This is a genomic window from Microbacterium sp. NPDC087592, assembly GCF_044743585.1.
Classification (GTDB): Bacteria; Actinomycetota; Actinomycetes; order Actinomycetales; family Microbacteriaceae; genus Microbacterium.
In genome coordinates, this window is sequence record NZ_JBIUWT010000003.1 from 232,309 (window position 1) to 257,827 (window position 25,519).

At 67.5% G+C, this 25,519-nt stretch carries 25 protein-coding genes; 21 read left to right on the plus strand and 4 right to left on the minus strand.

Features of this window, described 5'->3' with window-relative positions; genetic code table 11:
• Positions 1-114: 114 nt before the first annotated feature.
• Positions 115-2,055, plus strand: a complete 1,941-nt coding sequence (locus tag ACIOTO_RS17445) for a GDSL-type esterase/lipase family protein (RefSeq protein WP_400858735.1) — start codon at positions 115-117, stop codon at positions 2,053-2,055.
• A 57-nt stretch (positions 2,056-2,112) separates the two neighbouring features.
• Here ACIOTO_RS17445 and ACIOTO_RS17450 read toward each other — a convergent pair whose 3' ends face one another.
• Positions 2,113-3,423: a UDP-glucose dehydrogenase family protein gene (locus ACIOTO_RS17450; protein WP_400858736.1), complete on the minus strand. Its 1,311-nt coding sequence runs from the start codon at positions 3,421-3,423 to the stop codon at positions 2,113-2,115.
• Between the two features lie 361 nt (positions 3,424-3,784).
• On the opposite strand from ACIOTO_RS17450, the gene ACIOTO_RS17455 reads away from it, so the two are divergent.
• The 5 genes from ACIOTO_RS17455 (at position 3,785) to ACIOTO_RS17475 (ending at position 9,231) form a co-directional block, all read left to right on the plus strand.
• On the plus strand, positions 3,785-6,061 hold the full coding sequence (locus ACIOTO_RS17455; protein ID WP_215066755.1) for a polyribonucleotide nucleotidyltransferase: 2,277 nt from the start codon (positions 3,785-3,787) through the stop codon (positions 6,059-6,061).
• Positions 6,062-6,280: 219 nt separating this feature from the next.
• Entirely contained in the window at positions 6,281-7,306 is a 1,026-nt protein-coding gene (locus tag ACIOTO_RS17460; protein WP_105709785.1) for an aldo/keto reductase, read from the plus strand.
• Between the two features lie 69 nt (positions 7,307-7,375).
• Positions 7,376-7,978: a histidine phosphatase family protein gene (locus tag ACIOTO_RS17465; RefSeq protein WP_029263620.1), complete on the plus strand. Its 603-nt coding sequence runs from the start codon at positions 7,376-7,378 to the stop codon at positions 7,976-7,978.
• Positions 7,979-8,056: 78 nt separating this feature from the next.
• Complete coding sequence (gene dapB, locus ACIOTO_RS17470) at positions 8,057-8,797, plus strand: 4-hydroxy-tetrahydrodipicolinate reductase (protein WP_029263619.1); 741 nt, start codon at positions 8,057-8,059, stop codon at positions 8,795-8,797.
• Positions 8,797-9,231: a hypothetical protein gene (locus ACIOTO_RS17475; protein ID WP_029263618.1), complete on the plus strand. Its 435-nt coding sequence runs from the start codon at positions 8,797-8,799 to the stop codon at positions 9,229-9,231. The genes dapB and ACIOTO_RS17475 overlap by 1 nt, the downstream gene beginning before the upstream one ends.
• Positions 9,232-9,246: 15 nt before the next feature.
• Here ACIOTO_RS17475 and ACIOTO_RS17480 read toward each other — a convergent pair whose 3' ends face one another.
• The 3 genes from ACIOTO_RS17480 to ACIOTO_RS17490 form a co-directional block, all read right to left on the minus strand.
• Complete coding sequence (locus ACIOTO_RS17480; protein WP_029263617.1) at positions 9,247-9,672, minus strand: OsmC family peroxiredoxin; 426 nt, start codon at positions 9,670-9,672, stop codon at positions 9,247-9,249.
• Between the two features lie 85 nt (positions 9,673-9,757).
• The gene (locus tag ACIOTO_RS17485; RefSeq protein WP_029263616.1) at positions 9,758-10,333 is read right to left on the minus strand and encodes a DUF4395 domain-containing protein; all 576 of its coding nucleotides are present in this window, start codon (positions 10,331-10,333) and stop codon (positions 9,758-9,760) included.
• A gap of 21 nt (positions 10,334-10,354) precedes the next feature.
• Entirely contained in the window at positions 10,355-10,768 is a 414-nt protein-coding gene (locus ACIOTO_RS17490; protein ID WP_029263615.1) for a thioredoxin family protein, read from the minus strand.
• A gap of 118 nt (positions 10,769-10,886) precedes the next feature.
• On the opposite strand from ACIOTO_RS17490, the gene ACIOTO_RS17495 reads away from it, so the two are divergent.
• The 15 genes from ACIOTO_RS17495 to miaA all read left to right on the plus strand — a co-directional run bounded on the left by ACIOTO_RS17495 (position 10,887) and on the right by miaA (position 25,470).
• Positions 10,887-11,696, plus strand: coding sequence for a thymidylate synthase (locus tag ACIOTO_RS17495; protein ID WP_029263614.1), 810 nt, complete (start codon positions 10,887-10,889; stop codon positions 11,694-11,696).
• Positions 11,693-12,169: a dihydrofolate reductase gene (locus ACIOTO_RS17500; RefSeq protein WP_029263613.1), complete on the plus strand. Its 477-nt coding sequence runs from the start codon at positions 11,693-11,695 to the stop codon at positions 12,167-12,169. The genes ACIOTO_RS17495 and ACIOTO_RS17500 overlap by 4 nt, the downstream gene beginning before the upstream one ends.
• Positions 12,169-12,930: an SDR family NAD(P)-dependent oxidoreductase gene (locus tag ACIOTO_RS17505; protein ID WP_400858737.1), complete on the plus strand. Its 762-nt coding sequence runs from the start codon at positions 12,169-12,171 to the stop codon at positions 12,928-12,930. The genes ACIOTO_RS17500 and ACIOTO_RS17505 overlap by 1 nt, the downstream gene beginning before the upstream one ends.
• Positions 12,931-12,981: 51 nt before the next feature.
• Entirely contained in the window at positions 12,982-13,959 is a 978-nt protein-coding gene (gene dapA / locus ACIOTO_RS17510; protein ID WP_029263611.1) for a 4-hydroxy-tetrahydrodipicolinate synthase, read from the plus strand.
• A gap of 53 nt (positions 13,960-14,012) precedes the next feature.
• The gene (locus tag ACIOTO_RS17515; RefSeq protein ID WP_105709794.1) at positions 14,013-15,689 is read left to right on the plus strand and encodes a ribonuclease J; all 1,677 of its coding nucleotides are present in this window, start codon (positions 14,013-14,015) and stop codon (positions 15,687-15,689) included.
• A 64-nt stretch (positions 15,690-15,753) separates the two neighbouring features.
• The gene (locus ACIOTO_RS17520; RefSeq protein WP_105709795.1) at positions 15,754-16,248 is read left to right on the plus strand and encodes a GNAT family N-acetyltransferase; all 495 of its coding nucleotides are present in this window, start codon (positions 15,754-15,756) and stop codon (positions 16,246-16,248) included.
• 73 nt (positions 16,249-16,321) lie between these two features.
• Positions 16,322-19,033 carry a DNA translocase FtsK gene (locus tag ACIOTO_RS17525; RefSeq protein WP_400858738.1) on the plus strand — a complete coding sequence of 904 codons (2,712 nt, stop codon included), beginning with the start codon at positions 16,322-16,324 and terminating at the stop codon, positions 19,031-19,033.
• Positions 19,033-19,611, plus strand: a complete 579-nt coding sequence (pgsA, locus tag ACIOTO_RS17530; RefSeq protein WP_400858739.1) for a CDP-diacylglycerol--glycerol-3-phosphate 3-phosphatidyltransferase — start codon at positions 19,033-19,035, stop codon at positions 19,609-19,611. The genes ACIOTO_RS17525 and pgsA overlap by 1 nt, the downstream gene beginning before the upstream one ends.
• Entirely contained in the window at positions 19,608-20,096 is a 489-nt protein-coding gene (locus tag ACIOTO_RS17535) for a CinA family protein (protein WP_400858740.1), read from the plus strand. Before pgsA ends, ACIOTO_RS17535 begins: the two co-directional genes overlap by 4 nt.
• Positions 20,097-20,237: 141 nt before the next feature.
• Positions 20,238-20,546 (plus strand): helix-turn-helix domain-containing protein, encoded by a 309-nt coding sequence (locus ACIOTO_RS17540; protein ID WP_026049981.1) that lies wholly within the window; start codon positions 20,238-20,240, stop codon positions 20,544-20,546.
• 20 nt (positions 20,547-20,566) lie between these two features.
• Positions 20,567-20,791 carry a DUF3046 domain-containing protein gene (locus ACIOTO_RS17545; RefSeq protein ID WP_081859941.1) on the plus strand — a complete coding sequence of 75 codons (225 nt, stop codon included), beginning with the start codon at positions 20,567-20,569 and terminating at the stop codon, positions 20,789-20,791.
• Between the two features lie 267 nt (positions 20,792-21,058).
• Complete coding sequence (gene recA, locus ACIOTO_RS17550) at positions 21,059-22,108, plus strand: recombinase RecA (protein WP_029263605.1); 1,050 nt, start codon at positions 21,059-21,061, stop codon at positions 22,106-22,108.
• A 383-nt stretch (positions 22,109-22,491) separates the two neighbouring features.
• On the plus strand, positions 22,492-22,965 hold the full coding sequence (locus ACIOTO_RS17555) for a regulatory protein RecX (RefSeq protein WP_400858741.1): 474 nt from the start codon (positions 22,492-22,494) through the stop codon (positions 22,963-22,965).
• 49 nt (positions 22,966-23,014) lie between these two features.
• On the plus strand, positions 23,015-24,562 hold the full coding sequence (miaB, locus tag ACIOTO_RS17560; RefSeq protein ID WP_400858742.1) for a tRNA (N6-isopentenyl adenosine(37)-C2)-methylthiotransferase MiaB: 1,548 nt from the start codon (positions 23,015-23,017) through the stop codon (positions 24,560-24,562).
• Positions 24,559-25,470 (plus strand): tRNA (adenosine(37)-N6)-dimethylallyltransferase MiaA, encoded by a 912-nt coding sequence (gene miaA / locus ACIOTO_RS17565; protein WP_400858744.1) that lies wholly within the window; start codon positions 24,559-24,561, stop codon positions 25,468-25,470. Before miaB ends, miaA begins: the two co-directional genes overlap by 4 nt.
• Positions 25,471-25,519 lie beyond the last annotated feature (49 nt).

Below are 25,519 nucleotides of genomic sequence, written 5' to 3' on the forward strand. Positions count from 1 at the left end.
AACGGGAACCAAAGAGCGCATAGCCGGTGACCCGCCGTCCAGCATCCGGTGAACATCCGGTGCTGCGGGCCGTTTCCGACGCGTGCGCCCGCGACGCTCGGTCATCCTGAGGCTGTGAGAGTAGCGATCGTCACGGAGTCCTTCCTTCCGCACATGAACGGTGTCACCGGGTCGGTGCTGCAGATCCTGCGTCACCTCGAGCAACACGGCCACGATGCCCACGTGATCGCCCCCGCCGCAGTCGGGATCCCCGGGGAGGTGCATGGGGTGTCGATCGAAGCGATCCCGAGCCTCGCTCTTCCGGGGTACCACAACGTCAGGGTCGGCACGTCGGGCGCTCCGCGCATCGCCGCGTCCCTGCGGCGTTTCCAGCCGGATGTCGTGCACCTCGCCTCGCCGTTCGCGCTCGGTTGGCGGGGGGTGCTCTCCGCCGAGCGGATCGGGGTCGCCAGCGTCGCCGCCTACCAGACCGACGTGGCGGCCTACACGGAGCGCTACCGGGTGGCCGCGGCCACGGGCATCGCCCAGACGCACATCGCGCGCCTGCATCGACGCGCGACCATGACGCTCGCTCCGTCTGCGGACTCCGCTCAGCAGCTCGCCGCACTCGGGGTGGATCGTGTACGCCACTGGGGGAGGGGAGTCGACGCGGAACGCTTCCGACCGTCTCGTCGCAATCCCGGACTGCGCGCCGCGTGGGGTGCCGAGATCGTGATCGGATACGTCGGCCGCCTCGCCCCGGAGAAGCAGGTCGAGGACCTCGCCGCGCTCCGCGACCTCCCGGGTGCGCGCCTGGTGATCGTCGGAGACGGACCCAGCAGAGCACGGTTGGAGGGGCTGCTCCCGGATGCCGTGTTCCTCGGCCACCTCGACGGGTCTGCGCTCGCCGCGGCCATGGCGTCGTTCGACGTCTTCGTGCACCCCGGGGAGAGCGAGACGTTCGGGCAGACCCTGCAGGAGGCCCACGCCAGCGGGGTCCCGGTGATCGCGACCGGCCGCGGCGGGCCCCTCGATCTCGTTCGCATGGGTGTCGACGGCTGGCTGTACCGCCCAGGAGACCTCGGCGACCTGCGGATGCGAGTGGCCGATCTGGCAGGCGACGCGAGAAAGCGACGGGCGTTCGGAGAAGCCGGTCATGACGCGGTGCAGAGTCGCAGCTGGACGAGCGTATGCGATCAGCTGCTCGGGCACTTCGAGGAGGCGCGTCTGCTGCAGCGGGTGGATGCGGCCTCCCGCGCTCGCCGCGTCACCCGACCCGATTCCCCGCCGCCGGTGACCGCGCGTCGCTGGCGCCGCTTCGTCGCCCTGGGGGATTCGCTCACCGAGGGCCTGTGCGATCCCGCCCCGGATGGGGCCCTGCGTGGGTGGGCCGATCGGCTCGCGCTGCTGCTGGCCGCGCGGGGCGGGCTCCACTACGCGAACCTCGCGATCAGGTCGAAACGCGTGCGCGATGTGTCCGGGCGGCAGGTGGACCGCGCGCTCGAACTGCATCCTGACCTCGTCTCGATCCTCATCGGTGCGAACGATCTCGTGAAGCATCGTGTCGACGTCGCAGCGCTCGCCGCGGAGGTGGAGCACGCTGTCGTGCGGCTGCGGGCGATCGGAGCGGACGTGCTGTTGGTCACCCCGTTCCTCCCGGGTCGTCGGGCGGCTGCCGTCTACACGCGGCGATTCGCGGCGTTCGCGACGGCGTTGACGGGGATCGCGGCGCGGACGGGAGCGATCCTGATCGACACGGACCTGCATCCCGCACTGGCCGAGCGACCGAACTGGGGTGAGGATCTGGTGCATCTGAGCAGCCGGGGCCATCGCCTCCTGGCGTATCGAGCGGCCGAGATTCTGGGTGTTCCCGATGCGGATGCGCTGGGTATCCTCGATGCCGCCCTGCACGAGCACGAGCCGATCGGTGCGGGCGCGTGGTGGCGGCGACACGCCCTTCCCTGGGTCTGGCGCCGCCTGCACGGTCGTGCAGCGGGCGATGGTCGTGCGGCGAAGCATGAGGACTACGTCTATCTCGGGCGCTCGTCCGCGGCGCGGTGGGCGAACATCGGCTGATCCGCTCGGCACAGCGCCGCGTCGACGCGTCGAGTCGCCGCCGACGTGCGGAGGCGGTCAGCGCCGCCCCATGCCGTGATACTGCCAGCCCGCTGCACGCCAGGCCGCCGCATCGAGGCAGTTGCGTCCGTCGATGATGATCCGTCCGCGGACCAGACCGCCGGCGTGCGTGGGGGAGAGATCGCGACGGTACTCGTCCCACTCGGTCACGATCACGACCGCATCGGCCTCCCGAAGAGCATCGTCGCGGTGTCGCGCATAGCCCAACTGCGGATGCGCGGCGGCGGCGTTGTCCATCGCGGCGGGGTCGGTCACGACGACGTCTGCGCCGAGCCCACGCAGACGAACGGCGACGTCGAGGGCGGGGCTGTCGCGGATGTCGTCGCTGAACGGCTTGAACGCGGCACCGAGTACAGCGATCCGACGTCCGAACACGAGCCCGCCCAGGGCGTCCACGACGAGCTGGACCGCCCGTTCGCGGCGCCGGAGGTTGATCGCGTCCACCTCGTGGAGGAACCCGACCGCTTCACCGCGACCCAGCTCCTCCGCACGCGCGGCGAATGCCCGGATGTCCTTCGGCAGGCAGCCGCCGCCGAAGCCGATGCCGGCGCCGAGGTAGCGCCGACCGATCCGCGAGTCGTGGCCGAGAGCGTCGGCGAGCAGCGCCACGTCGGCGCCGGAGGCCTCGGCGATCTCCGCCATCGCGTTGATGAACGAGATCTTGGTCGCGAGAAAGGCGTTCGCGGCGCCCTTCACCAGTTCCGCCGTGGCGAGGTCGGTGACCAGGAAGGGCGTCCCGGCCGCGACGGCCGCCGCGTAGACCTGGCGCAGCACCGCCACGGCGCGTGTGCCCGCGGAGTCCGTCTCGGCGCCGACCACGAGCCGGTCCGGTGTCAGCGTGTCGTGCACGGCCCACCCCTCGCGAAGGAACTCGGGGTTCCACACCACGGTCGCGCCCGAGTCGATGACGCGCGCAGCGAGCCGTGCGGCGGTGCCCACCGGCACGGTCGATTTCCCCGCGATCACGTCGCCGGCGCGGAGATGGGGGAGCAGTTCGTCGATCGCCGCATCGACGTAGCGGAGGTCGGCCGCGTGACCGCCGGGGATCTGCGGGGTGCCCACTGCGAGGAAGTGCACCTGCGCGCCCGCGGCATCCGCCATCCGACTGCTGAACCGGAGCCAACCGGATGCTCGTCCCTCGGCGAGCAGCTCCGTCAGTTGCGGTTCGAAGAACGGTGCGGATCCTGCGTCGAGTGCGGCCACCTTCCGTTCGTCGACGTCGATGCCGATGACGTCGTGTCCGATCGAGGCCATGGCTGCGGCGTGCACGGCACCGAGGTACCCGCAGCCGATCACTGACATGCGCATGGAGACAGCACAATGGACTCCCGCCACGGTGTGGCATCCGCGCGGTGAACGTTCCGTGGCCGGCGCCTGTCCACTCAGCGCTGCTGCGGCGACGTGGGTTTTGCGGAGTCCGCTGGTAGGGTGGATGAGGTTGACGTGTGTCAACCGCACAATCGAATATCGACTCATGGAGCGAGCGGCGGAGAAGCTGGTCCCCTGTGGTGGGTTCCTCGGCAGGACATGTCGGGTGGCTTTCTACTGGTGGCCAGCGCAGGCGACATTCGCGGGAATGCCCGCGCGCCCGAACCCTTCCGTTCCGCTCCTTTGAACACGCTCGCGCGTCACATGGACTCGCGAGTCTAAACAAAGAAGGAGAGACCTCTTGGAAGGTCCTGAAATCACCGCCACCGAGGCCGTTCTCGACAACGGCCGCTTCGGCACCCGCACCATCCGCTTCGAGACCGGCCGCCTCGCGCAGCAGGCTCAGGGCGCAGTCGCCGCGTACCTCGACGGCGAGACCATGCTCCTCTCGGCCACCAGCGCAGGTAAGCACCCGCGCGAGGGCTTCGACTTCTTCCCGCTGACGGTCGACGTCGAGGAGCGCTCCTACGCTGCCGGCAAGATCCCCGGCTCGTTCTTCCGTCGCGAGGGCCGTCCCTCCACGGAGGCGATCCTCGTCTGCCGTCTGATCGACCGTCCGCTGCGCCCGTCGTTCGTCGACGGCCTGCGCAACGAGGTCCAGGTCGTCATCACCGTCATGTCGATCGCTCCGGGCGAGTTCTACGACGCTCTCGCGATCAACGCCGCGTCGGCGTCCACGCAGATCTCGGGTCTCCCGTTCTCCGGCCCCGTCGCCGGTGTGCGCCTCGCGTTCATCCCGGGCAACGGCCAGAACGACGACCAGTGGGTCGCGTTCCCGAACGCCGAGCAGGTGTCGGAGGCCGTGTTCGACCTGATCGTCGCCGGTCGTGTCGTCACCAAGGCCGATGGCACGGAAGACGTCGCCATCATGATGGTCGAGGCCGAGGCGACCGAGGGCAGCTGGAACCTGATCAAGGCCGGCGCCACGAAGCCGAACGAAGAGGTCGTGGCCCAGGGCCTCGAGGCCTCGAAGCCCTTCATCGCTCAGCTCGTCAAGGCTCAGGCCGAGCTCGCTGCGACCGCATCGAAGGAGCCGGGCGTCTACCCGGTCTTCCCGGCGTACAGCCAGGAGGTCTACGACTTCGTCGCCGGCCGCTCCTACGACGAGCTCGTCGGCGTCTACCAGATCGCCGACAAGGTCGAGCGTCAGACCGCTGACGACGCGATCAAGGACCGCGTCAAGGCCGAGCTCATCGAGGCCACCGAGGCGGGTTCGCTCCCGGCTGCGGCTCCGCTCGAGTTCTCCGCGGCGTACAAGTCGGTCACCAAGAAGATCGTCCGTGGTCGCATCCTCACCGAGGGCGCTCGCATCGACGGCCGTGGGCTCGCGGACATCCGCCCGCTCGACGCCGAGGTGCAGGTCATCCCGCGCGTGCACGGTTCCGCGGTCTTCCAGCGCGGCGAGACTCAGATCCTGGGTGTCACCACGCTGAACATGCTCAAGATGGAGCAGCAGATCGACTCGCTGTCGCCGGTCACGAGCAAGCGCTACATGCACCACTACAACTTCCCGCCCTACTCGACCGGTGAGACCGGCCGTGTCGGTTCGCCGAAGCGTCGCGAGATCGGGCACGGCTTCCTCGCTGAGCGCGCGCTCGTGCCGGTGCTGCCGAGCCGCGAGGAGTTCCCCTACGCGATCCGTCAGGTGTCCGAGGCGCTGAGCTCCAACGGCTCGACGTCGATGGGCTCCGTGTGCGCGTCGACCCTGTCGCTGCTGAACGCGGGTGTGCCGTTGCGCGCCCCCGTCGCCGGTATCGCGATGGGTCTCGTCTCCGACGAGGTCAACGGTGAGACCCGCTACGCGGCGCTGACCGACATCCTCGGCGCGGAAGACGCTCTCGGTGACATGGACTTCAAGGTCGCGGGAACGAGTGACTTCGTCACGGCGATCCAGCTCGACACGAAGCTCGACGGCATCCCGACGTCGGTGCTCACGGGCGCGCTGACGCAGGCTCGCGAGGCTCGCCTCACGATCCTCAACGTCCTGAACGCTGCGATCGACGCACCTGACGAGATGGCTCCCACCGCGCCGCGCGTCATCAGCGTGCAGATCCCGGTCGACAAGATCGGTGAGCTGATCGGCCCGAAGGGCAAGACGATCAACGCGATCCAGGACGAGACCGGCGCGCAGATCTCCATCGAAGAGGACGGCACCGTCTACATCGGTGCGACCGACGGACCCGCGGCCGAGGCCGCTCGCGCCCAGGTCAACGCGATCGCCAACCCCACCAACCCGGAGATCGGGGAGCAGTTCCTCGGCACCGTCGTGAAGATCGCCACCTTCGGTGCGTTCATCTCGCTGCTCCCGGGCAAGGACGGCCTGCTGCACGTCACCGAGGTGCGCAAGCTCGCCGGTGGCAAGCGTGTGGAGAACGTCGACGACGTGCTGTCGGTCGGTCAGAAGATCCTCGTCAAGATCACGAAGATCGACGACCGCGGCAAGCTCTCGCTCGAGCCCGTTCTCGACGATGCTGCCGCCGCTGAGGCAGCGCCCGCCGAAGACGCGGCCGCCGAGTAAGCACAGAGATCGAACCGGAACCCGGGTCCGTCCGTCGTGGACGGGCCCGGGTTCCGTCGTATCCGGTGTGACCAAATCGTTATCGGCCGTTTCCGCGCCGTTCCCCGGATTGGTCAGGGCGTTCGATGAATTCGCTTACCCTCGAAGTACGCACCGGGGGGTGCAGATCCAGCAGGTACGCAGGTCGGCACGCACCGATCGACGCGGGGGTGAGAGAGTATGCGGTTGTTCAGCGTAGGCGCAGGAGCGTCGGCCGATCGCGCCCAGCAGCACGCCGAGCACCCGTCCGCACCGATCCCCATCGTCGGACCGGGGATAGGGGAGACCATCCGCGTCCCGCTCGGCGAGACCGGCTACGAGACCTTCCCGCTGATGCTCGGCGCCGCCGAGTTCGGCTGGAACGTCGATCTCGAGACGAGCCACGGAATCCTCGACCGCTATATGGAGTTCGGCGGTAACGCCATCCATACTGCCGACGGATTCTCCGGCGGGCGCAGCGAGCACATCATCGGCCAGTGGTTGCGGTCGCGCGGTCGGCGTGATCACGCGGTGCTGAGCGTGCGCATCGGTGCCCACGCCGACAATCCGGGGCTGGGCTCGGTCAACCTCGTACGTGCGGTGGAGGGGTCGCTCACACGGCTCGGGGTCGAGCGCATCGACGTCCTGTACCTCGACGCGACGCTCGATGCCACGACCAATCTCGAAGACACCCTGGCTACCGTCGAATGGCTGTCGGACGCGGGGAAGGTCGGTGCCGTCGGCGCCTTCGGCCTGTCACCGGAGCGACTGGTCGAGGCACGCATCCTCGCCTCGGCCGGATACCCGCGCATCCAGGTGATCGATGCGCCGTACAACCTCATCCGTCGCCAGCCGTTCGAGGGCGACCTGCGCCTCGTGGCCGGCGCGCAGAACCTCGCGGTGACGCCGTCTCACGCCCTCGAACACGGGTTCCTCTCGGGGCGCCACCGTAACAAGGCGCTGACCTCGCGCGGCGTGCGCGGCGAGCAGTTGCGCGGGCACCTGAACCGGCGGGGTATCAAGATCCTGCGCGCACTCGACCAGGTGGCCGAGGAGTTGGCGGTCCCCGTGGCTGCGGTCTCGATCGCCTGGCTGCTCGCTCAGCGCACGATCGCGGCACCGATCGTGAACACGTTCGCCACGGAACACGTCGATGAACTCATGCAGGGCGCGGGTGTCTCGCTGTCGCGGAGCCACCTCGCCGAGCTGACCCGGGCCGGCAACTGAGCATCGTCCCACCCGTGACATAGGGTGGGATCAAGGCCCGGCGGATGCTGGCGATGAAGCGAGCGAGTTGTGACGCACTACATATATCTGGTCAGACATGGTGAACATCAGGATGCGGAGCATGGTCTCGCCGACGGACCCCTTTCTCCCCGAGGGCAGCGTCAGGCCGAGCTGATCGCCGACCGACTGTCCGGGCTTCCGCTCGACGCGGTATGGCATTCGCCGTTGCTCCGCGCGAATGAGACGGCTCGAGCGATCGCTGCTCGTCTGCCGTCGGTCGATCCTGAGCCCACCGCGCTGCTCTTCGATTGCGTCCCCACCGGGATGACCGAAGAGACTCCCGCGGTGTTCGAGCCGTTCTTCGGCTCGGTCACCGAAGCCGAGATCGAAGCGGGGCGCGCGCAGATGTCGGATGCGGTCGAGGAGTTCCTCGTGCGCAAGACCGGGGAGGTGCATGAGGTGCTGATCACACACAACTTCGTGATCTCGTGGTTCGTGCGCGAAGTGCTCGCGGCGCCGGAGTGGCGATGGATGACGTTGAACCAGTCCCACTGCGGTCTGACCGTCATCGCGCAGAAGCAGGGGCGGCCGTGGACGCTTCTCACGCACAACGACACCGGGCATCTTCCGGTGGAGCTGCGAACGGGAATCCCCGACGCGCTTCTCGTCTGAGAGCTCTCGCTTCCAGAACGGCGGAGCACCGCCCGCGCGCCCCCGGACGGACCGCGTCCCGCGAAATAGACTGGACGCATGACCACGCAGGTAGCCCTCGTCGGCGGAACCGGGAAGCTCGGCACGATCATCGGTGCGGTGATCGATGAGCTCGAGGGCTTCGAGGTGAGCCGCGTGTTGACCTCGTCGAGTGATCTCTCCGAGCTCGACGGGGCCGATCTCGTCGTCGATGCCTCGACGCCCCAGGTCAGCATCGAGGTCGTCCGCGCCGCCGTCGAACGGGGCATCAACGTCCTCGTCGCGACTTCCGGGTGGTCTTCGGAACGGATCGCCCTCGTGCGTCCGCTCGTCGAGGCTGCCGGCACCGGCGCGGTGTTCATCCCGAACTTCTCGCTCGGCTCAGTGCTCGGGTCGGCACTGGCTGCGGCCGCTGCCCCGTTCTTCGGCTCCGCCGAGATCATCGAAGCGCACCGCGAGACCAAGATCGATTCGCCGAGCGGCACGGCTGTGCGCACCGCCGAGCTGATCGCGGCGGCCCGCGCGGAGCAGGGCCCCGTCAGCGCTCCGCATGCGGATCAGCGTGCGCGGGGTCAGCAGGTCGGCAGCGTGCCGATCCACTCGTTGCGGCGCCCCGGTGTCGTCGCCAAGCAGGAGGTCATCCTGTCCGGCCCCGGCGAGTCGCTGATCTTCACACATGACACCACCGACTCGGCGCTCGCCTATGCGCCGGGGATCCGGCTCGCCGTGCCGTTCGCGGTTCAGGCCACCGGTGTGATCGTCGGCCTGGAGAACATGATCGACATCGGCATCCGCTCGTGATGTCGCGGATCGGCGTCGGCCTGATGGCCGCGGCGCTGCTCGTCTATCTCGCCGTCGCGATCTGGCTGGCCGTGATGTTCATCTCGGTCGGCTCTCCGGTGTCCATCGGCATGGGTGTCACACTGCTGGTGCTTGCTCCGATCGGGGCCTGGGCGCTGGTTCGGGAGATGATGTTCGGCTTCGGTGCGGACCGCCTCGGACGTCTGCTCGATGCGGAAGGCGGGATGCCTCCGGTGGAGACGGAGCTGACGCCGAGCGGTCGCATCGCTCGCGCCGACGCGGATCCGCTCATCGCGCGATACGCCGCCGAGGCCGACGCAGCCGGCGATGACTGGCGTGCGCGCTACCGACTGGGTGTCGTGCAGGACGCCGCCGGGCGCCGGAAGGATGCCAGGGCCAGCATCCGCGAGGCGATCCGCCTCTCGCGGCGCTGACCCCCGCATCATCCCTCAGGCGAGAGTCGCCTCGAGAGTGATCTCGATGCCGGCGAGGGCCTGCGACACCGGGCAGCCGGTCTTCGCGCCCGCCGCGATCTCCTGGAACGCCTCGGGCGTCAGGTTCGGTACCGTCGCGTTCACGTTCAGGTGGCTGCCCGTGATGCCGACGCCCGGCTTGAAGGTGACCGAGGCCGTCGTGTTGACACGCTCCGGCGGGGTGCCGTTCTCCGCGAGCGCATGGGAGAGCGCCATGCTGAAGCACGAAGCGTGGGCCGCCGCGATGAGCTCCTCCGGCGTGGTCGTGGTGTCGCTGCCTTCGCTGCGCGCCTTCCAGTTGATCGGGAAGGTGCCGAGGTTCGACGACGAGAACGCGACCGTGCCCGATCCCTCCATGAGCGATCCGGTCCAGGTGCTGGCGGCTTCGCTGGTGACGGGCATGATTCCTCCGCTTCTCGGGACCCGCTCGGTGTGCGGGTCACGTAGCGGCCAGCCTACCGAGGGGCCCGGCGGGACGGAACAGGAGTCAGGCGGCGGCGGGGCGCCCGATGATGCCGGCGCGCTGGAGCAGGAGGTAGAGCTGGCAACCGAGGCAGAAAGCGAAGGCGGCATTAAGGAACGCGGCGATGAAGGCGGCTGCCGTGGCGATCGGGAGCGCCCACGGGACGCCGAGGAGATGCAGGACGAGACCGATGCCGACGACGAACAGCCCCACGCCCTGGGAGAACCGGGGTGGGCGCGGGTCCTCGAGCTCGGTCGGCGGTGAGAGTCGCGGGCGGACGAGCGTGCGGAAGACGACGCTCCACGGCGTGGTCCGGGGCGAGACGACACCCCACAGGAAGAGGAGGGCGATGACGACCGTGAGAAGGAAGCCCGGGTCGAGCGCGCGTTGGGCGGGTGTCGATGATGAGATCACCAAACCACCGGGGACGAACGTGGAATCTGCGAGCGGCTGATAGGCGAACCAGCCGAATGAGCCCGCACTCGCGGATTCCGTCGATATCCCGATCAATGCCAGGAACGTCGCCACCAGGAGGAGCAACGCGGTGATCGTGGCGGCGAAGCGCGGACCACGGGGATCGATGCCTTCGGGAGTGCTCATGTGTGCTCCGGTCTTCGCGCCTCAGACGGTGGCGACGGCTTCTGTGAGGGCGTGCGGGTGGGGAACCCCGTGGAATCGTGCGCGGACCGCGCCGGAACCGTCGACCAGGAACGTCGTCGGCGTCTGCAGCACCCGGTAGCGCGCGGAGAGATCGGGGCGATGGGTCAGGTCCACCTCGACGTGCGCGAGCCCATCATGACCGGACGCGTAGTCGTGCAGCAGGCGACGGACCTGCGGGCACCGCGCGCACATCTCGGTGCTGAACTGCACGAGGGTGGCGCGCGAGCCGAGTTCCGCCGACACGACATCCGCGGGGTCGAATCGAAGCGTCCCGCCATCGCGTCGCCGTCCGTCTCGACGTCGCAGGACGATGCCGATGATCGTCGCGAGCGCGAGGAGCGCCACGGCGACTCCGAGGGCGAGAGCGGGCGACATGTGTCGAGAGTACGTGCTCCGTCGGGGTGCCGATGCCGATGTTTCCGAGCATGACGAACCCCGGCCCCAACGCGGTGGCTCCGCCCGTGCCCGGGGCTGGGAAGGTATCGTGGCTGTCATGAGTGCAGCCGTCCCGACGCCCTACGAAGACCTGCTCCGCGATGTCCTGGAGACCGGCACGCACAAGTCGGATCGGACGGGCACCGGGACCACGAGTGTCTTCGGTCGACAGATCCGTTTCGACCTGTCGAAGGGCTTTCCGCTCATCACCACGAAGCGCGTGCACTTCAAATCCATCGCCTACGAGCTGCTGTGGTTCCTGCAGGGCGACTCCAACGTCGGATGGTTGCGGGAGAACGGCGTCACGATCTGGGACGAGTGGGCGGACGAGTCCGGCGACCTCGGGCCGGTCTACGGTGTGCAGTGGCGGTCGTGGCCGACGCCTGACGGCGGCAGCATCGACCAGCTCTCCGAGGTGATCGAGCAGATCCGGCGTTCGCCCGATTCGCGCAGGCTCATCGTGTCGGCGTGGAACCCGGCTGATATCCCCGACATGGCGCTCGCTCCCTGTCACGCGCTCTTTCAGTTCTACGTCGCCGACGGCAAGCTCTCGTGCCAGCTGTATCAGCGCAGCGCCGACATGTTCCTCGGGGTGCCGTTCAACATCGCCTCCTACGCCCTGCTCACGATGATGATCGCGCAGCAGGTGGGGCTCGAGCCCGGTGACTTCGTATGGACGGGCGGCGACTGCCACGTCTACGACAACCACGTCGAGCAGGTGCGCGAGCAGCTGAGCCGTGAGCCGTTCGAATACCCGACGCTCCGATTCGCGCGCAAGCCCGAGTCGATCCTCGACTACCGCTACGAGGACTTCGTGGTCGAGGACTATCAGCATCACGCCCCGATCCGCGCGGCGGTGGCGGTATGACCTGGGTCGGGCTCATCTGGGCCGAAGCCCACGGCGGCGTGATCGGCGCCGAGGGTGGCATGCCCTGGCACGTGCCCGAAGACCTGGCGCACTTCAAGGACGTCACGCTCGGGACGCCGGTGGTGATGGGGCGCAAGACCTGGGACTCGCTCCCTGAACGATTCCGTCCGCTGGCCGGCCGTGACAACATCGTGGTGACCCGCCAGCAGGACTGGTCGGAGGAGGGTGCCCGCCGCGCCGCCACCGTCGCTGAAGCCGTCCGCGGCCTGGACCGGGTGTGGATCATCGGCGGCGCGGAGATCTTCCGTCAGGTGATCGGCGACGCCGACCGGCTCGAAGTCACCGAGCTCGATCTCGATGTCGACGGGGACGCGTACGCGCCGGCCAAGACCGGGTGGCGACTCGTCGACGAGGGGGAGTGGCAGACCTCCCGCACCGGCATCCGCTACCGCTTCCTCGGATACGAGCGCTGATGCCCACCGCTTTGATCACCGGAGCAAGTGCCGGACTGGGCGCAGAGTTCGCCCGCCAGCTCGCCCGCCGTCGCGCCGACCTCATCCTCGTCGCGCGTTCCGCGGATGCGCTGGAGCAGCTGGCGACCGAGCTGCGCGGTGAGTACGGGGTCGCCGTCGAGGTGCTCCCCGCCGATCTGGCGGATGCTGCGGGGGTCGAGAGTGTCGCCGCACGGCTGCGTGACACCGCGGACCCGGTCGACTTGCTCGTGAACAACGCCGGATTCGGGCTGCCCCTCCGCTTCGCCGACAACGACATCGAAGACGAGGTCCGACACCTCCGGGTGCACGTCGAGGCGTCTATGCGTCTCATGCACGCCGCTCTGCAGTCCATGCGCGGACGAGGCGGGCGCATCCTCAACGTGGCCTCCGTCGCCGGCTTCATCTCGCGCTCCACCTATTCCGCGTGCAAGTCCTGGCTGATCGGTTTCAGTCGATGGGCGAACGCGGAGTATGCGCGCGACGGGGTGAGCGTCACCGCCCTCTGCCCCGGATTCACGCACACCTCGTTCCACGAGCGGATGGGCCTCGCCGTGGGCGAGGAGGGCGTGCCCGGCTTCATGTGGTTGAACGCCCGCGACGTGGTCCGCACGGGATTGCGCGATGCAGCCCGTGGCAAGTCCGTGTCCATTCCGTCGCTGCGGTACAAGGCGATCGTGGCGTTGACGCGTGTGCTGCCGAGTTCGCTGACCTCGGGCGTCGCGCGACGCGGCCGTGTCTGAGGAGCCTCACCGCGTCCGCATGACCGCGACCCGAACCGATACGCTGGGTCTATGACGCACTCGGGCAACCCTTTCGGACAGGTTCTCGTCGCGCTCGTCACTCCGATGACGGCCGACGGCGAAGTCGATTGGCCCGCCGTCGAGAAGCACATCGATGACGTGATCACCGCGGGAGCGGACGGCATCGTCGTGACGGGAACGACCGGCGAGACCTCGACCCTGACGGACCCCGAGAAGCTCAAGCTCGTCGAGGTCGGCAAGTCCGTCTCGGCAGGTCGCGCCAAGATCATCACGGGCGGTGGGTCCAATGAGACCGCGCACGCCATCGAGCTCTACAAGGCCAGCGAGAAGGCCGGCGCCGACGGCATCATGATCGTCACGCCGTACTACAACAAGCCGACGCAGGCCGGCATCCTCACACACTTCCGTCTGGTCGCCGACGCGACCGACCTCCCGGTGATCCTCTACGACATCCCGGGCCGTACCGGAGTGCCGATCAAGTACGAGACGATCCTGCGCCTCGCGAAGCACCCGAACATCCTCGCGGTGAAGGACGCCAAGGGCGACTTCTCCGAGGTGAGCCGCGTGCTCAACCAGACCGATCTGATGTACTTCTCCGGCGACGATGCGAACGTGCTGCCGCACCTCGCGATCGGCGCCACCGGGCTCATCGGCGTGACGGCGAACGTCGCGGCGGCGCCCTACCGCACGATCATCGACGCCGTGAACGCGGGCGACCTGGCGACGGCGACAGCCGAGCACAAGCGGCTCGAGCCGCTCGTGCGCGCTGTCATGACGCACGTCCCTGGAACCGTCGCCGCCAAGTACATCCTGCACGGGCTCGGACGCATCTCGAGCCCGCGCGTGCGGCTGCCCCTGGTCGGTCCCGAGGAATGGGAGGCCGCGCTCATCGAGGATGAGCTCGACCTCGTCAAGAACGTTCCCGGAGCCGACTTCTCGAACTTCCGCCCCGACCGCAATGCGGCTGCGGGTGGTGCCCTGCCGAAGGTGCACGGCACGACGCGCTGAGCCGCGTCCCCACGAACGAACGGACGCGCGGAGTGTCCGACTGAGGAGACAGCATGTCCATTCCCCTGGTAGAACCGGCCCCTCTCGCTGAAGGGACGTTGCGGGTCATCCCGATCGGCGGTCTCGGCGAGATCGGTCGCAACATGACGGCCTTCGAGTACGACGGCAAGATCCTGATCGTCGACTGCGGCGTGCTCTTCCCTGAGGAGCACCAGCCGGGCGTCGACCTGATCCTGCCCGACTTCGAGCCGATCCGCGATCGCCTCGACGACATCGTCGGTGTCGTGCTGACTCACGGCCACGAGGACCACATCGGTGCCGTTCCGTATCTGCTGCGTCTGAAGAGCGACATCCCGCTGATCGGTTCGGGCCTCACGCTCGCGCTGGTCGAAGCGAAGCTCAAGGAGCATCGCATCAAGGCCTTCACCCTCACCGTGAAGGAGGGCGAGCAGGAACGTGTCGGACCCTTCGATCTCGAGTTCGTCGCCGTCAACCACTCGATCCCTGACGCGCTGGCCGTCGCCATCCGGACGCCGGCCGGCATGGTGCTCGCCACCGGTGACTTCAAGATGGATCAGCTGCCGCTCGACGGCCGCATCACCGACCTGCGTGCGTTCGCCCGCCTCGGCGAGGAGGGCGTCGACCTGTTCCTCGTGGACTCGACGAATGCCGACGTCCCCGGCTTCACTCCCACCGAGCGCTCCATCGGCCCGGTTCTCGACCAGGTCATCGCCAAGGCGCCGCGCCGCGTCATCGTCGCGAGCTTCTCCAGCCACGTCCACCGCGTGCAGCAGGTCATCGACGCGGCGTACGCCAACGGACGCCGCGTCGCCTTCCTCGGCCGCAGCATGGTGCGGAACATGACCATCGCCGAGCAGCTCGGCTACCTGAAGGTGCCGGACGGGGTCCTCATCGACTTCAAGAAGGCGCGCGATCTCCCGGACGAGCAGATCGTGTACATGTCGACCGGTTCCCAGGGCGAGCCGATGGCGGTCCTCAGCCGCATGGCGAACATGGACCACGCGATCGAGATCAGCGAGGGCGACACCGTCATCCTCGCCTCCAGCCTCATCCCGGGCAACGAGAACGCGGTGTACCGCGTGATCGACGGGCTGACCAAGCTCGGCGCCAACGTCGTGCACAAGGCCAACGCGAAGGTGCACGTCTCCGGGCATGCCGCCGCCGGCGAGCTGATCTACTGCTACAACATCCTGAAGCCCAAGAACGTCCTTCCGGTGCACGGCGAGTACCGCCATCTCATCGCGAACGCCAAGCTCGCGCAGGACACCGGCGTCCCGGAGTCGAATACGATCATCGCCTCGAACGGCACCGTGATCGATCTCAAGGACGGCGTGGCGAGCGTCGTCGGCCAGCTGGATCTCGGGTTCGTCTACGTGGACGGCTCTTCGGTCGGAGCGATCACCGATGCCGACCTCAAGGATCGACGCATCCTCGCCGAGGAGGGCTTCATCTCGGTGATCGTCGTCGTGGATGCCGCGACCGGCCGCATCATCTCCGGTCCTGAGATCCACGCGCGTGGTGTGGCCGAAGACGATTCCGTGTTCGATGACGTCGCGCCGAAGATCGTCGCGGCGCTCAAGGAGGCGGCCGGCAACGGGGTGCGCGACACCCACTCGCTGTCTCAGGTCGTGCGACGCACCATCGGGCGCTGGGTCAACCAGCGACTCCGCCGTCGTCCGATGATCGTCCCGCTCGTCATCGAGGCGTGACGGTCGCTCGGTATTCACGGTCGGCCGTCATCCCGGCGTAACACCCCGGTTCTATGCTCGCGGCATGGACAGCGGCTTTGCCCTTCGCAGGGCGGCGCAGACGGATGCGATGTTCCTCGGTGACATGCTCGTCGAGGCCGCCAACTGGCGCGCCGGGGGAGTGCGTCCGCGGCATGAGGTGTTGAACTCTGCCGACCATCGGCGCTATCTCGCGGGGTGGAAGCGCATGGCCGATGACGGGCTGGTGGCCACCGGTGCACACGAGGTGCCCGTGGGTGCGGCCTGGTATCGCGTGCTCCCGCAGAATGCGCCGGGGTTCGGCTTCGTCGGCGTCGCCGTTCCGGAGCTGATCATCGGCGTGCATCCGCTCTGGCGTGCACGCGGTGTCGGACGCGCTCTCCTGCGCGGTGTCATCGAGCTCGCCGGGACGCAGGGGCATGCGCGGATCAGCCTGAGCGTCGAACGCGACAACTTCGCCCGCAATCTGTATCGCGCCGAGGGGTTCGCCCTCGTGGCGGAAGGAGAGTCGCGCGACACCATGGCGCGTCGGACCCGGTAGTCAGCGTCGCGAGGATCGGTGGAAAGCCGCGTCATTACGCGGAGATGTCGGCCGTTGGTCGTAACGTGAGAGCATGGCCAGGAGTACCACGAAGACAGAGCGCGCGTCGACCAGCGCACCGTCGCGCCCCAAGCGGCAGACGGCTCCAAAGGCCCAGCCCGCACCGAAGAAGTACATCGACGAGGCAGACAAGCCTCCGGTGGCAGTCCGGGCATGGATCGGACTCGCCCACGGCGTCGGCGGACTCTTCCGCGCCTTCGGGCCTGAGGCGCTGGAGAAGGACGACCGCCGCGACGGCTTCCCGTTCCTCCTCGTGCTGCTCGCGGCTCTCGGCGCCGTGAACGAGTGGGTCTTCATCGGCAACGAGGTGGCCGAGAACATCAGTGCCTACTCGGTTGGGCTGCTCGTCGGCAGGGTGGCGTTCATCATGCCCCTGCTTCTGCTGGTACTGGCTGGTTGGCTGTTCCGTCACCCCGCGTCGGTTCACGACAACGGACGCATCGGCTTCGGTTTCGGCCTGTTCGTGATCTCCCTGGCAGGTTTCTGCCATGTCGCCGGTGGACAACCACAGCCCCAGCCGAACATCACGGCGTTGAACACGGGAGGCGGGTTGCTCGGGTGGTTGGTGGGGCAGCCGCTGACTTACCTCACGAATATCCCTGCCTACATCGTGCTCGCGTTGCTGACGGCACTCAGCATCCTGATCCTCACCAAGACACCGCCGAACCGCATCGGTCGGCGCCTCGGCGATCTCTACGCCTGGATGTTCGACGCCGAGCGTCCGGAGAAGCCCGCCAAAGACGCCGCCGCAATCGATGAGGCTGACAAGGTCGACGACCCCGACGTGCTGCCCTGGTGGCGACGCAACAAGACGGGTCGGGAAGAAGACCCTGACGAGGGCACTCTCGGCTCCGACGACATCACGGCGCTGCTCACGACAACCGACCCGACTCCGGCCTACGACCAGGCGGTCGTCGTCGAGAATCCCTACGACGCCGCCACCGAGGTGCTGTCCGAGGTTCGTTCGGTCGCCGATTCGCTCGCCGAGCAGCAGACCACGGCGCTCCTCGACGATTCCTCCGACACGGGCGAGGCACCGGAGCTTCCCGGCCTCGACGGCTTCGGTACAGACGGTCCGGGCGACCGGGGTCCGCAGGCTCCCGTGACGCCGTACATCCTGCCTTCTCCGGGCCTCCTCGTCGAGGGCCCGCCGCCGGTTCTTCGTTCCGAGGCCACCGACAAGGTGATCGAGCAGATCACCAGCGTGCTGACGCAGTTCAAGGTCGACGCGAAGGTCACCGGCTTCTCGCGCGGGCCGACGGTCACGCAGTACGAGGTCGAAGTCGGTCACGGCGTCAAGGTCGAGAAGATCCTGCAGCTGAGCAACAACTTCGCCTATGCCGTGGCATCGAACGACGTCCGCATCCTCTCGCCGATCCCCGGCAAGAGCGCGATCGGCATCGAGATCCCCAACGCCGACAAGGAGATGGTCGCGCTCGGCGACGTCCTCCGGTCGCCGGCCGCGCAGAAGAGCACGCACCCGATGACCATCGGCGTCGGCAAAGATGTCGGTGGCAACATCGTCATCGCGAACCTCGCCAAGATGCCGCACCTCCTGGTCGCCGGTTCCACGGGTTCCGGTAAGTCGAGCTTCGTGAACTCCATGATCACGAGCCTGCTCATGCGGGCTCGCCCCGCGGACGTGCGTATGGTCCTGATCGACCCGAAGCGCGTGGAGCTGACGAGTTACGCCGGCGTCCCGCACCTCATCACGCCCATCATCACGAACCCGAAGAAGGCAGCCGAGGCGCTGCAGTGGGTCGTGAAGGAGATGGACATGCGGTACGATGACCTCGCGTCGTTCGGCTTCCGTCACATCGACGACTTCAACCGCGCCGTGCGCGCCGGCGAAGTCGAACTCCCTGTGGGCAGCGAGCGAGTTCTCAAGCCGTACCCGTACCTCCTCGTCGTGGTCGACGAGCTGGCCGACCTGATGATGGTCGCGCCTCGTGACGTGGAGGACTCGATCGTCCGCATCACGCAGCTCGCGCGAGCTTCGGGTATCCACCTGGTCCTCGCCACGCAGCGCCCCAGCGTCGACGTGGTCACCGGTCTCATCAAGGCCAACGTGCCGTCCCGTCTCGCCTTCGCTGTCACGAGCGTCACCGACAGCCGCGTCATCCTGGACAGCCCCGGTGCCGACAAACTGATCGGGCAGGGCGACGCGCTGTTCTCGCCGATGGGATCGTCGAAGCCGTTCCGTCTGCAGGGTGCGTGGGTCGATGAGAAGGAGATCGACGCCGTCGTCAAGCACGTCACCCGTCAGGCTCGGCCGGACTACCGACCCGATGTGCAGGAGGCGATGGAGCCGACGAAGAAGAAGGAAGTCGACGAAGACATCGGCGACGACCTGGAGCTTCTGCTCGCCGCAGCCGAGCTCATCGTCTCATCGCAGTTCGGCTCCACATCGATGCTCCAGCGCAAGCTGCGTGTCGGCTTCGCCAAGGCGGGTCGCCTGATGGACCTTCTGGAGTCCCGTGAGATCGTCGGACCCTCCGAGGGGTCGAAGGCCCGCGACGTGCTGGCCACGGCCGAGCAGCTCCCACAGGTGATGGCGAAGCTGCGCGGAGACGATGCTCCGGCGGCCTCCCCGGCTCCGGCAGCCCCTCCCGTTCCGCCGATGCCTCAGCCGCATGATCCGATCGCCGCCCAGTATGAAGGACTCCCCGAGGTGGAGGCCGACGGCGGCGACGAAGACGCCTGGGGCCTGACGGGGCGCGACTGATGACGATTCCTCGGCAGCTGCCCAACGCCATCACCGTCGCGCGTATCCCGCTGGCGGTCATCTTCTTCGTTCTGCTGCTGTTCGGTGGCACCTACGGACTCCCCGAGCCCGGCCTCCGCTGGGCGGCCGCCATCATCTTCATCGTCGGGATCTCCACCGACTGGGTCGACGGTTACCTCGCACGGAAGTACGACATCGTCAGTGACTTCGGCAAACTCTGGGACCCGATCGCCGACAAGATGCTCACCGGAGCGGGCTTCATCGGCCTCGCCATCCTCGGTGAGGTCAGCTGGTGGATCGTCGCGATCATCCTCGTCCGTGAGTGGGGGATCACGATCCACCGTCTCATGGTCGCGAGCGAGCATGTGGTCGCGGCTGCCTGGATGGGCAAGATCAAGACGGCGTTCCAGGGGGTCGCACTCGGGTGGGCGTTGCTTCCCCTGCACGTCCTCATCGGCCTCGATGCCTGGACGCTGATCACCTTCATCCTGATGGTCATCGTCCTCGTGCTCACGGTGGCGAGCGGGATCGACTACATCGTCGCGCAGGCACGCGGATCGCGCCAGAAGCAGGCATGAGCGACGCGGGCGCCGCCGCACTGCTGTCGGCTCTGACACAGCGCGGTTGGACTCTGGGCGTCGCCGAGTCGCTCACGGGCGGCGCGCTGTGCGCCGAGATCGTGTCGGTTCCGGGGGCTTCCGCGGTCTTGCTCGGTGGTGTCGTGGCCTATGCGACCCCGGTCAAGGCGACGGTCCTCGGTGTGGATGCCGAGCTCCTCGCTGCTCACGGGCCGGTCAACCCGCAGGTCGCCTTGCAGATGGCAGACGGCGTGCGCCGCGTCGTGAACGTAGACGGAGTCCCGGCTGACGTCGGGGTCTCGACGACCGGCATCGCCGGCCCGGATTCCCCCGACGGCCAGCCGGTGGGAACGGTGCACGTCGGGATCGTGACGCCCGACGGCTCGTCGACGAAGGCGCTGCACCTGCAGGGTGACCGTGATTCGATCCGCGCTCTGACGGTGGTGGCGGCTCTCCAAACATTGCTCGAGTTCGTCCAGGAATAGTGACGGTCCGATGTCGGTTATTACGGATGTGCTCACATTCAAACCACAGAGTGCAGGGGTAGATTTCGGGCAGGTCAGGGGTACTAGACTGGCTGTCTCATCGGGGGAGACCTCGAACGATCACATGGGGAGGAGGTTCCGATGATTCTTGTACGACAGGAAATCGGCGATGTGCTGAGGGACTTCCGCCTGCAGAAGGGGCGCACGCTCCGGCAGGTCGCGAGCAAAGCGTCGGTGGCGCTCGGCTACCTCAGTGAGGTCGAGCGGGGCCAGAAGGAGGCGTCGAGCGAGATCCTCGCATCCGTCGCCGATGCTCTCGACGTGCCCATCTCGACGATCATGCGTGAGGTCGGGGACCGTATCTCTGTACTCGAGGGCATTCAGGTCTTCCCGGATGTCGTTCCGGACGACCTCGTCGCGTCGGTCGAGCCTCAGCTCTCGCTGCACTGAGCTTCGCATGCGGGTGAGCGATGCGTCGTAGCGAGTTCCTTCGCGCCGTCGACACCGAGTTCCAGGCGCGAGCCTCGTCATTGGTGAACGACCTCGGGCTTTCAGCCTTGCGTGGCCGTACGGCGCTCGAAGCTCTGGAAGACGGCACGCCGCCGCGGGAGATCTGGTTGGCGCTCTGCGCAGAGATGGATGTTCCGGAGAACCGTCGGCACGGCGTCGGACGGCAGGAGCCGCGAGGGCGTTGAGCCCTGGAGGGTGTCCGCAGGTTACGGGACACGACCTGTGATGATCGGCGTGTCGTCGAAGATCTGTTCGAAGCGGGCGTAGTCTTCTGCACAAGTGGTTCAGGGAATCTGTTCTCCACGGTATGCGAGCTCTCGGCGTCGATGTCGGTGGCCTCTCCTACGGTGGAAACAAGCCGAAGAGCCATTACGCCTTGTCGGAGAGTTCCTCCCAACCGGGAGAGCCGCGACAGCCTACAGGCGGCACCACGCGCGCAGAAGGAGCAGACCATGCCATCACCCGCCGACCGCGAGAAGTCCCTCGAGACCGCACTCGCCCAGATCGATCGTCAGTTCGGAAAGGGCTCGGTCATGCGGCTGGGCAGCGATGAGCGCGCCCCCGTGGCCGTCATCCCTACCGGCTCCATCGCCCTCGACGTCGCCCTCGGCGTCGGAGGTCTCCCGCGTGGCCGCATCGTCGAGATCTACGGACCTGAGTCCTCGGGTAAGACGACGCTGACATTGCACGCGATCGCGAACGCGCAGCGTGGCGGTGGCATCGCAGCCTTCATCGATGCCGAGCACGCGCTCGACCCCGACTACGCGGCGAAGCTCGGCGTCGATATCGACGCGCTTCTCGTCTCTCAGCCCGACACCGGCGAGCAGGCGCTCGAGATCGCCGACATGCTCGTGCGTTCCGGTGCCATCGACCTCATCGTCATCGACTCCGTCGCGGCGCTCGTGCCTCGTGCGGAGATCGAGGGCGAGATGGGTGACTCGCATGTGGGCCTGCAGGCACGTCTCATGTCGCAGGCGCTGCGCAAGCTCACCGGTGGTCTGAGCCAGACGAACACGACCATGATCTTCATCAACCAGCTCCGCGAGAAGATCGGTGTCTTCTTCGGATCACCCGAGACGACCGCCGGTGGTAAGGCGCTGAAGTTCTACGCCTCTGTCCGCATGGACATCCGCCGTATCGAGACGCTGAAGGACGGCACCGACGCGGTAGGAAACCGCACCAGGGTCAAGGTCGTGAAGAACAAGATGGCCCCGCCCTTCAAGCAGGCGGAGTTCGACATCCTCTACGGTGTCGGTATCTCTCGCGAGGGCAGCCTGATCGACTTCGGCGTCGAACACGCCATCGTGAAGAAGTCGGGCTCGTGGTACACCTACGATGGCGACCAGCTGGGGCAGGGCAAGGAGAACGCACGGACTTTCCTGCTCAACAACCCCGACATCGCGCTGGCGATCGAGACGCAGATCAAGCAGAAGCTCGGCATCGGCGGACCAGCCGCCGTGCCTGCTGCAGCAGACGAGCTCGCTGAGCGTCGTCCGGCCTGATGAGTGACACTCGTGGGGGCGATCCCGACCGGATCGCCCCCATCATTCCGCTCTTCGGACACGCCGTGAAGAAGGCCGAGCCGCTTGCTGTCGCTCCTGGCGGCGATGACCTCTCAGACGACTCTTCCGCGGGCCCCGGTGACGCAGGCCAGTGGCGGTCCACATGGGATGCGCGAGGGCGCACCTCTCGCGCCGAAAGTCGGCCCCAGTCCGGCAGCCCCAGCGACCGTCATCCCGCCCGTGGGGCGTCAGCCCGAGCTGGGTCGGGAGTATCGAAGACCGCGCCGAGACTTCACGCGCTCGGGATCCCACCCGTCGCGCAGGGAGTTGCTGAGGAGCCGGGAGAGCTCGACGAGATCCGCACGGCGGCCGAGGAGTCCCTCGTGAGAAAGCTGCGGACTCGATCTCTCTCGGTCTCCGAAGCGCGTCAGGCGCTGAGGGGGCACGGGCTCGATAACGCTGTGATCGACGACGTGATCGACGACTTCTGCCGTCGTGGCTACCTCGACGATGCCGCTCTTGCCGGTGTTCTGGTGACATCGGGGGTCGAGCGGAAGGGACAGGGGAGGGTCGCTCTGTCGCGCGCACTCGCTCAACGGGGTATTCCTCGAGACGTGGTCGACGCTGCACTCGACGAACTGCCGGATGACGACGATGAGCGCGCCCTCGAATTCGCTCGCACCAAGGCGCGTTCCTTGAGCCGACTCGACAATGACACGGCGCTCCGGCGTCTGGTGGGGCAGCTCTCTCGCCGTGGCTACAACGGGTCCGTCGCGATGAAGGCGGCCAAGCAGGCACTGCGGGAGACTGGCCCGAGTGCGTCGAGCTCGGGCGTCCGATTCGTCGATTCGGACTGAGCAAGCGACGCAGCAACCGCATCCGCACGGCTCGTAGAATGGTTTGATCATGACTATTCCGCGCAGCGAACCGACGATCATCAGCGCCTCGTCCGCAGCCGTCGACGAAGACGGACGCCAGCGATCGTACGAGGTTCGTACTTTCGGGTGCCAGATGAACGTGCACGACTCCGAACGGCTCTCCGGATCGCTGGAAAGCGCCGGCTACGTCCGTGCACTCGACGGCGCCGAGGCTGACGTGGTGATCATCAACACCTGCGCGGTGCGCGACAACGCCGCCGGAAAGCTCTACGGCACCCTCGGACATCTCGCCTCCGTCAAGCGTCGTAAAGAAGGTATGCAGATCGCGGTCGGCGGCTGCCTGGCCCAGATGGACAAGCAGGCGGTTCTCGACAAGGCGCCCTGGGTGGACGTCGTGTTCGGCACGCACAACATGGGGTCGCTGCCCGGGCTGCTGGAGCGTGCACGTCACAACGGCGATGCGGAGCTGGAGATCCTCGAGTCGCTCGAGGTGTTCCCGTCGACGCTTCCGACGAAGCGCGACTCGGCGCACAGCGGATGGGTGTCGATCTCGGTCGGCTGCAACAACACGTGCACGTTCTGCATCGTCCCGAGTCTGCGTGGCAAGGAGAAGGACCGGCGTCCCGGCGACATCCTCAACGAGATCCGCCTCCTCGTCGAAGACGGTGCCATCGAGGTCACTCTCCTCGGCCAGAACGTGAATTCGTACGGCGTCGAGTTCGGCGACCGACAGGCGTTCGGAAAGCTGCTGCGCGCTGCCGGCGAAATCGAGGGACTGGAGCGCATCCGCTTCACGAGTCCGCACCCTGCCGCGTTCACCGATGACGTGATCGACGCCATGGCCGAGACCCCGAGCGTGATGCCGCAGTTGCACATGCCGCTGCAGTCCGGCAGCGATCGCATCCTCAAAGCGATGCGGCGGTCGTACCGGAGTGAGCGTTTCCTCGGGATCCTCGATCGTGTCCGTGCGCGGATCCCGAATGCCTCGATCACGACCGACATCATCGTCGGTTTCCCGGGGGAGACCGACGAAGACTTCGAAGACACGATGCGCGTCGTCGAGCAATCCCGCTTCTCCGGAGCCTTCACCTTCCAGTACTCGATCCGCGAGGGCACGCCCGCCGCGACGATGGCGGATCAGGTTCCGAAGGAGATCGTCCAGGAACGGTACAACCGCCTGATCGCACTCCAGGAGCGAATCTCGCTGGAGGAGAACCAGAAGCAGGTCGGACGCCTGGTCGAGGTTCTCGTCTCGACTGGCGAAGGCAAGAAAGACGCCGAGACGCACCGGCTGACCGGCCGAGCCGAAGACAACCGCCTGGTGCACTTCGAGGTCACCGCCGGCTCGGATCTCCCGCGGCCCGGCGACATCGTCACGGTCAGCGTCACCCATGCGGCCCCCTTCCACCTGCTTGCCGACGATCCGACCGGAGCGCCGCTGCGCATCCGTAGAACGCGCGGGGGTGACGCCTGGGATCGCTCGCAGGCGGAATCGTGCGCGGTGCCGACTCCGGCGTCCGATGGCGGCCCGCGCGCCGTATCCCTCGGTCTGCCCACCCTTCGCGTCGGAGTGTGAGCGAACCGCGCCTCTGGGCGATAGTCGGAGCCACAGGAACCGGGAAGAGTGACCTCGCGCTCGATCTGGCGGAGGCTCTCCGTGCCCGCGGCAACCCGGCCGAGATCGTGAACGCCGACGCCATGCAGCTCTATCGTGGGATGGACATCGGCACGGCGAAGCTCCCTGTCGCCGACCGACGCGGAATCCCGCATCACCTCTTCGACGTTCGTGAAGTGGATCAGGACGCGGCCGTCGCCTGGTACCAGCCCGTAGCGCGAGAGGCGGTCGGCGCGATCCACCGACGCGGAGGCGATGCGATCCTGGTCGGCGGTTCGGGCCTCTATGTCTCGAGCGTCGTGTACGAGTTCCACTTTCCACCGAGAGACCCCGAGATCCGCGCAGGGCTGGAAGCAGAGCTGGAGTCGCACGGGCTGGACGTTCTCCTCGATCGGCTCCGGTCGGCGGACCCGGCAGCAGCGGCGAAGGTCGACCCGCGCAACAGCCGACGGGTCATCCGCGCCCTCGAGGTGCTCGCGCAGGGGAGCAGTACCCACGGCGCGTCACTGCCGGAGAAGCCCGTGCTGTGGCAGCAGCGCACGAGGCTGATCGGCCTGCACGTCGAACGCTCCCAGCTGGTCTCCCGCCTGGATGATCGCGTCGAGCGGATGTGGGAGGCCGGGATACTGACCGAAGTCGCTGCACTGAGGCAGCAGGGCCTCGAGCGGGGTGCCACTGCCTCCAGAGCGATCGGGTACGCGCAGGCGCTGGGCCAGCTGGACGGCACTCTCACTGCGGCGGAGGCCATCGCCGAGACGCAGGCGCTCACACGCCGCTACGCCCGTCGACAGGTGTCGTGGTTCAAGCGGTATCCCGACCTGGAGTGGTGGGATGCTCCGGCGGACGTGGGGGCACTCCTGGCTGAGTGAGCCAGCGCGCCGCGATCGACCGTCGCGATGTCGGAGGCAGGTGCGAGGC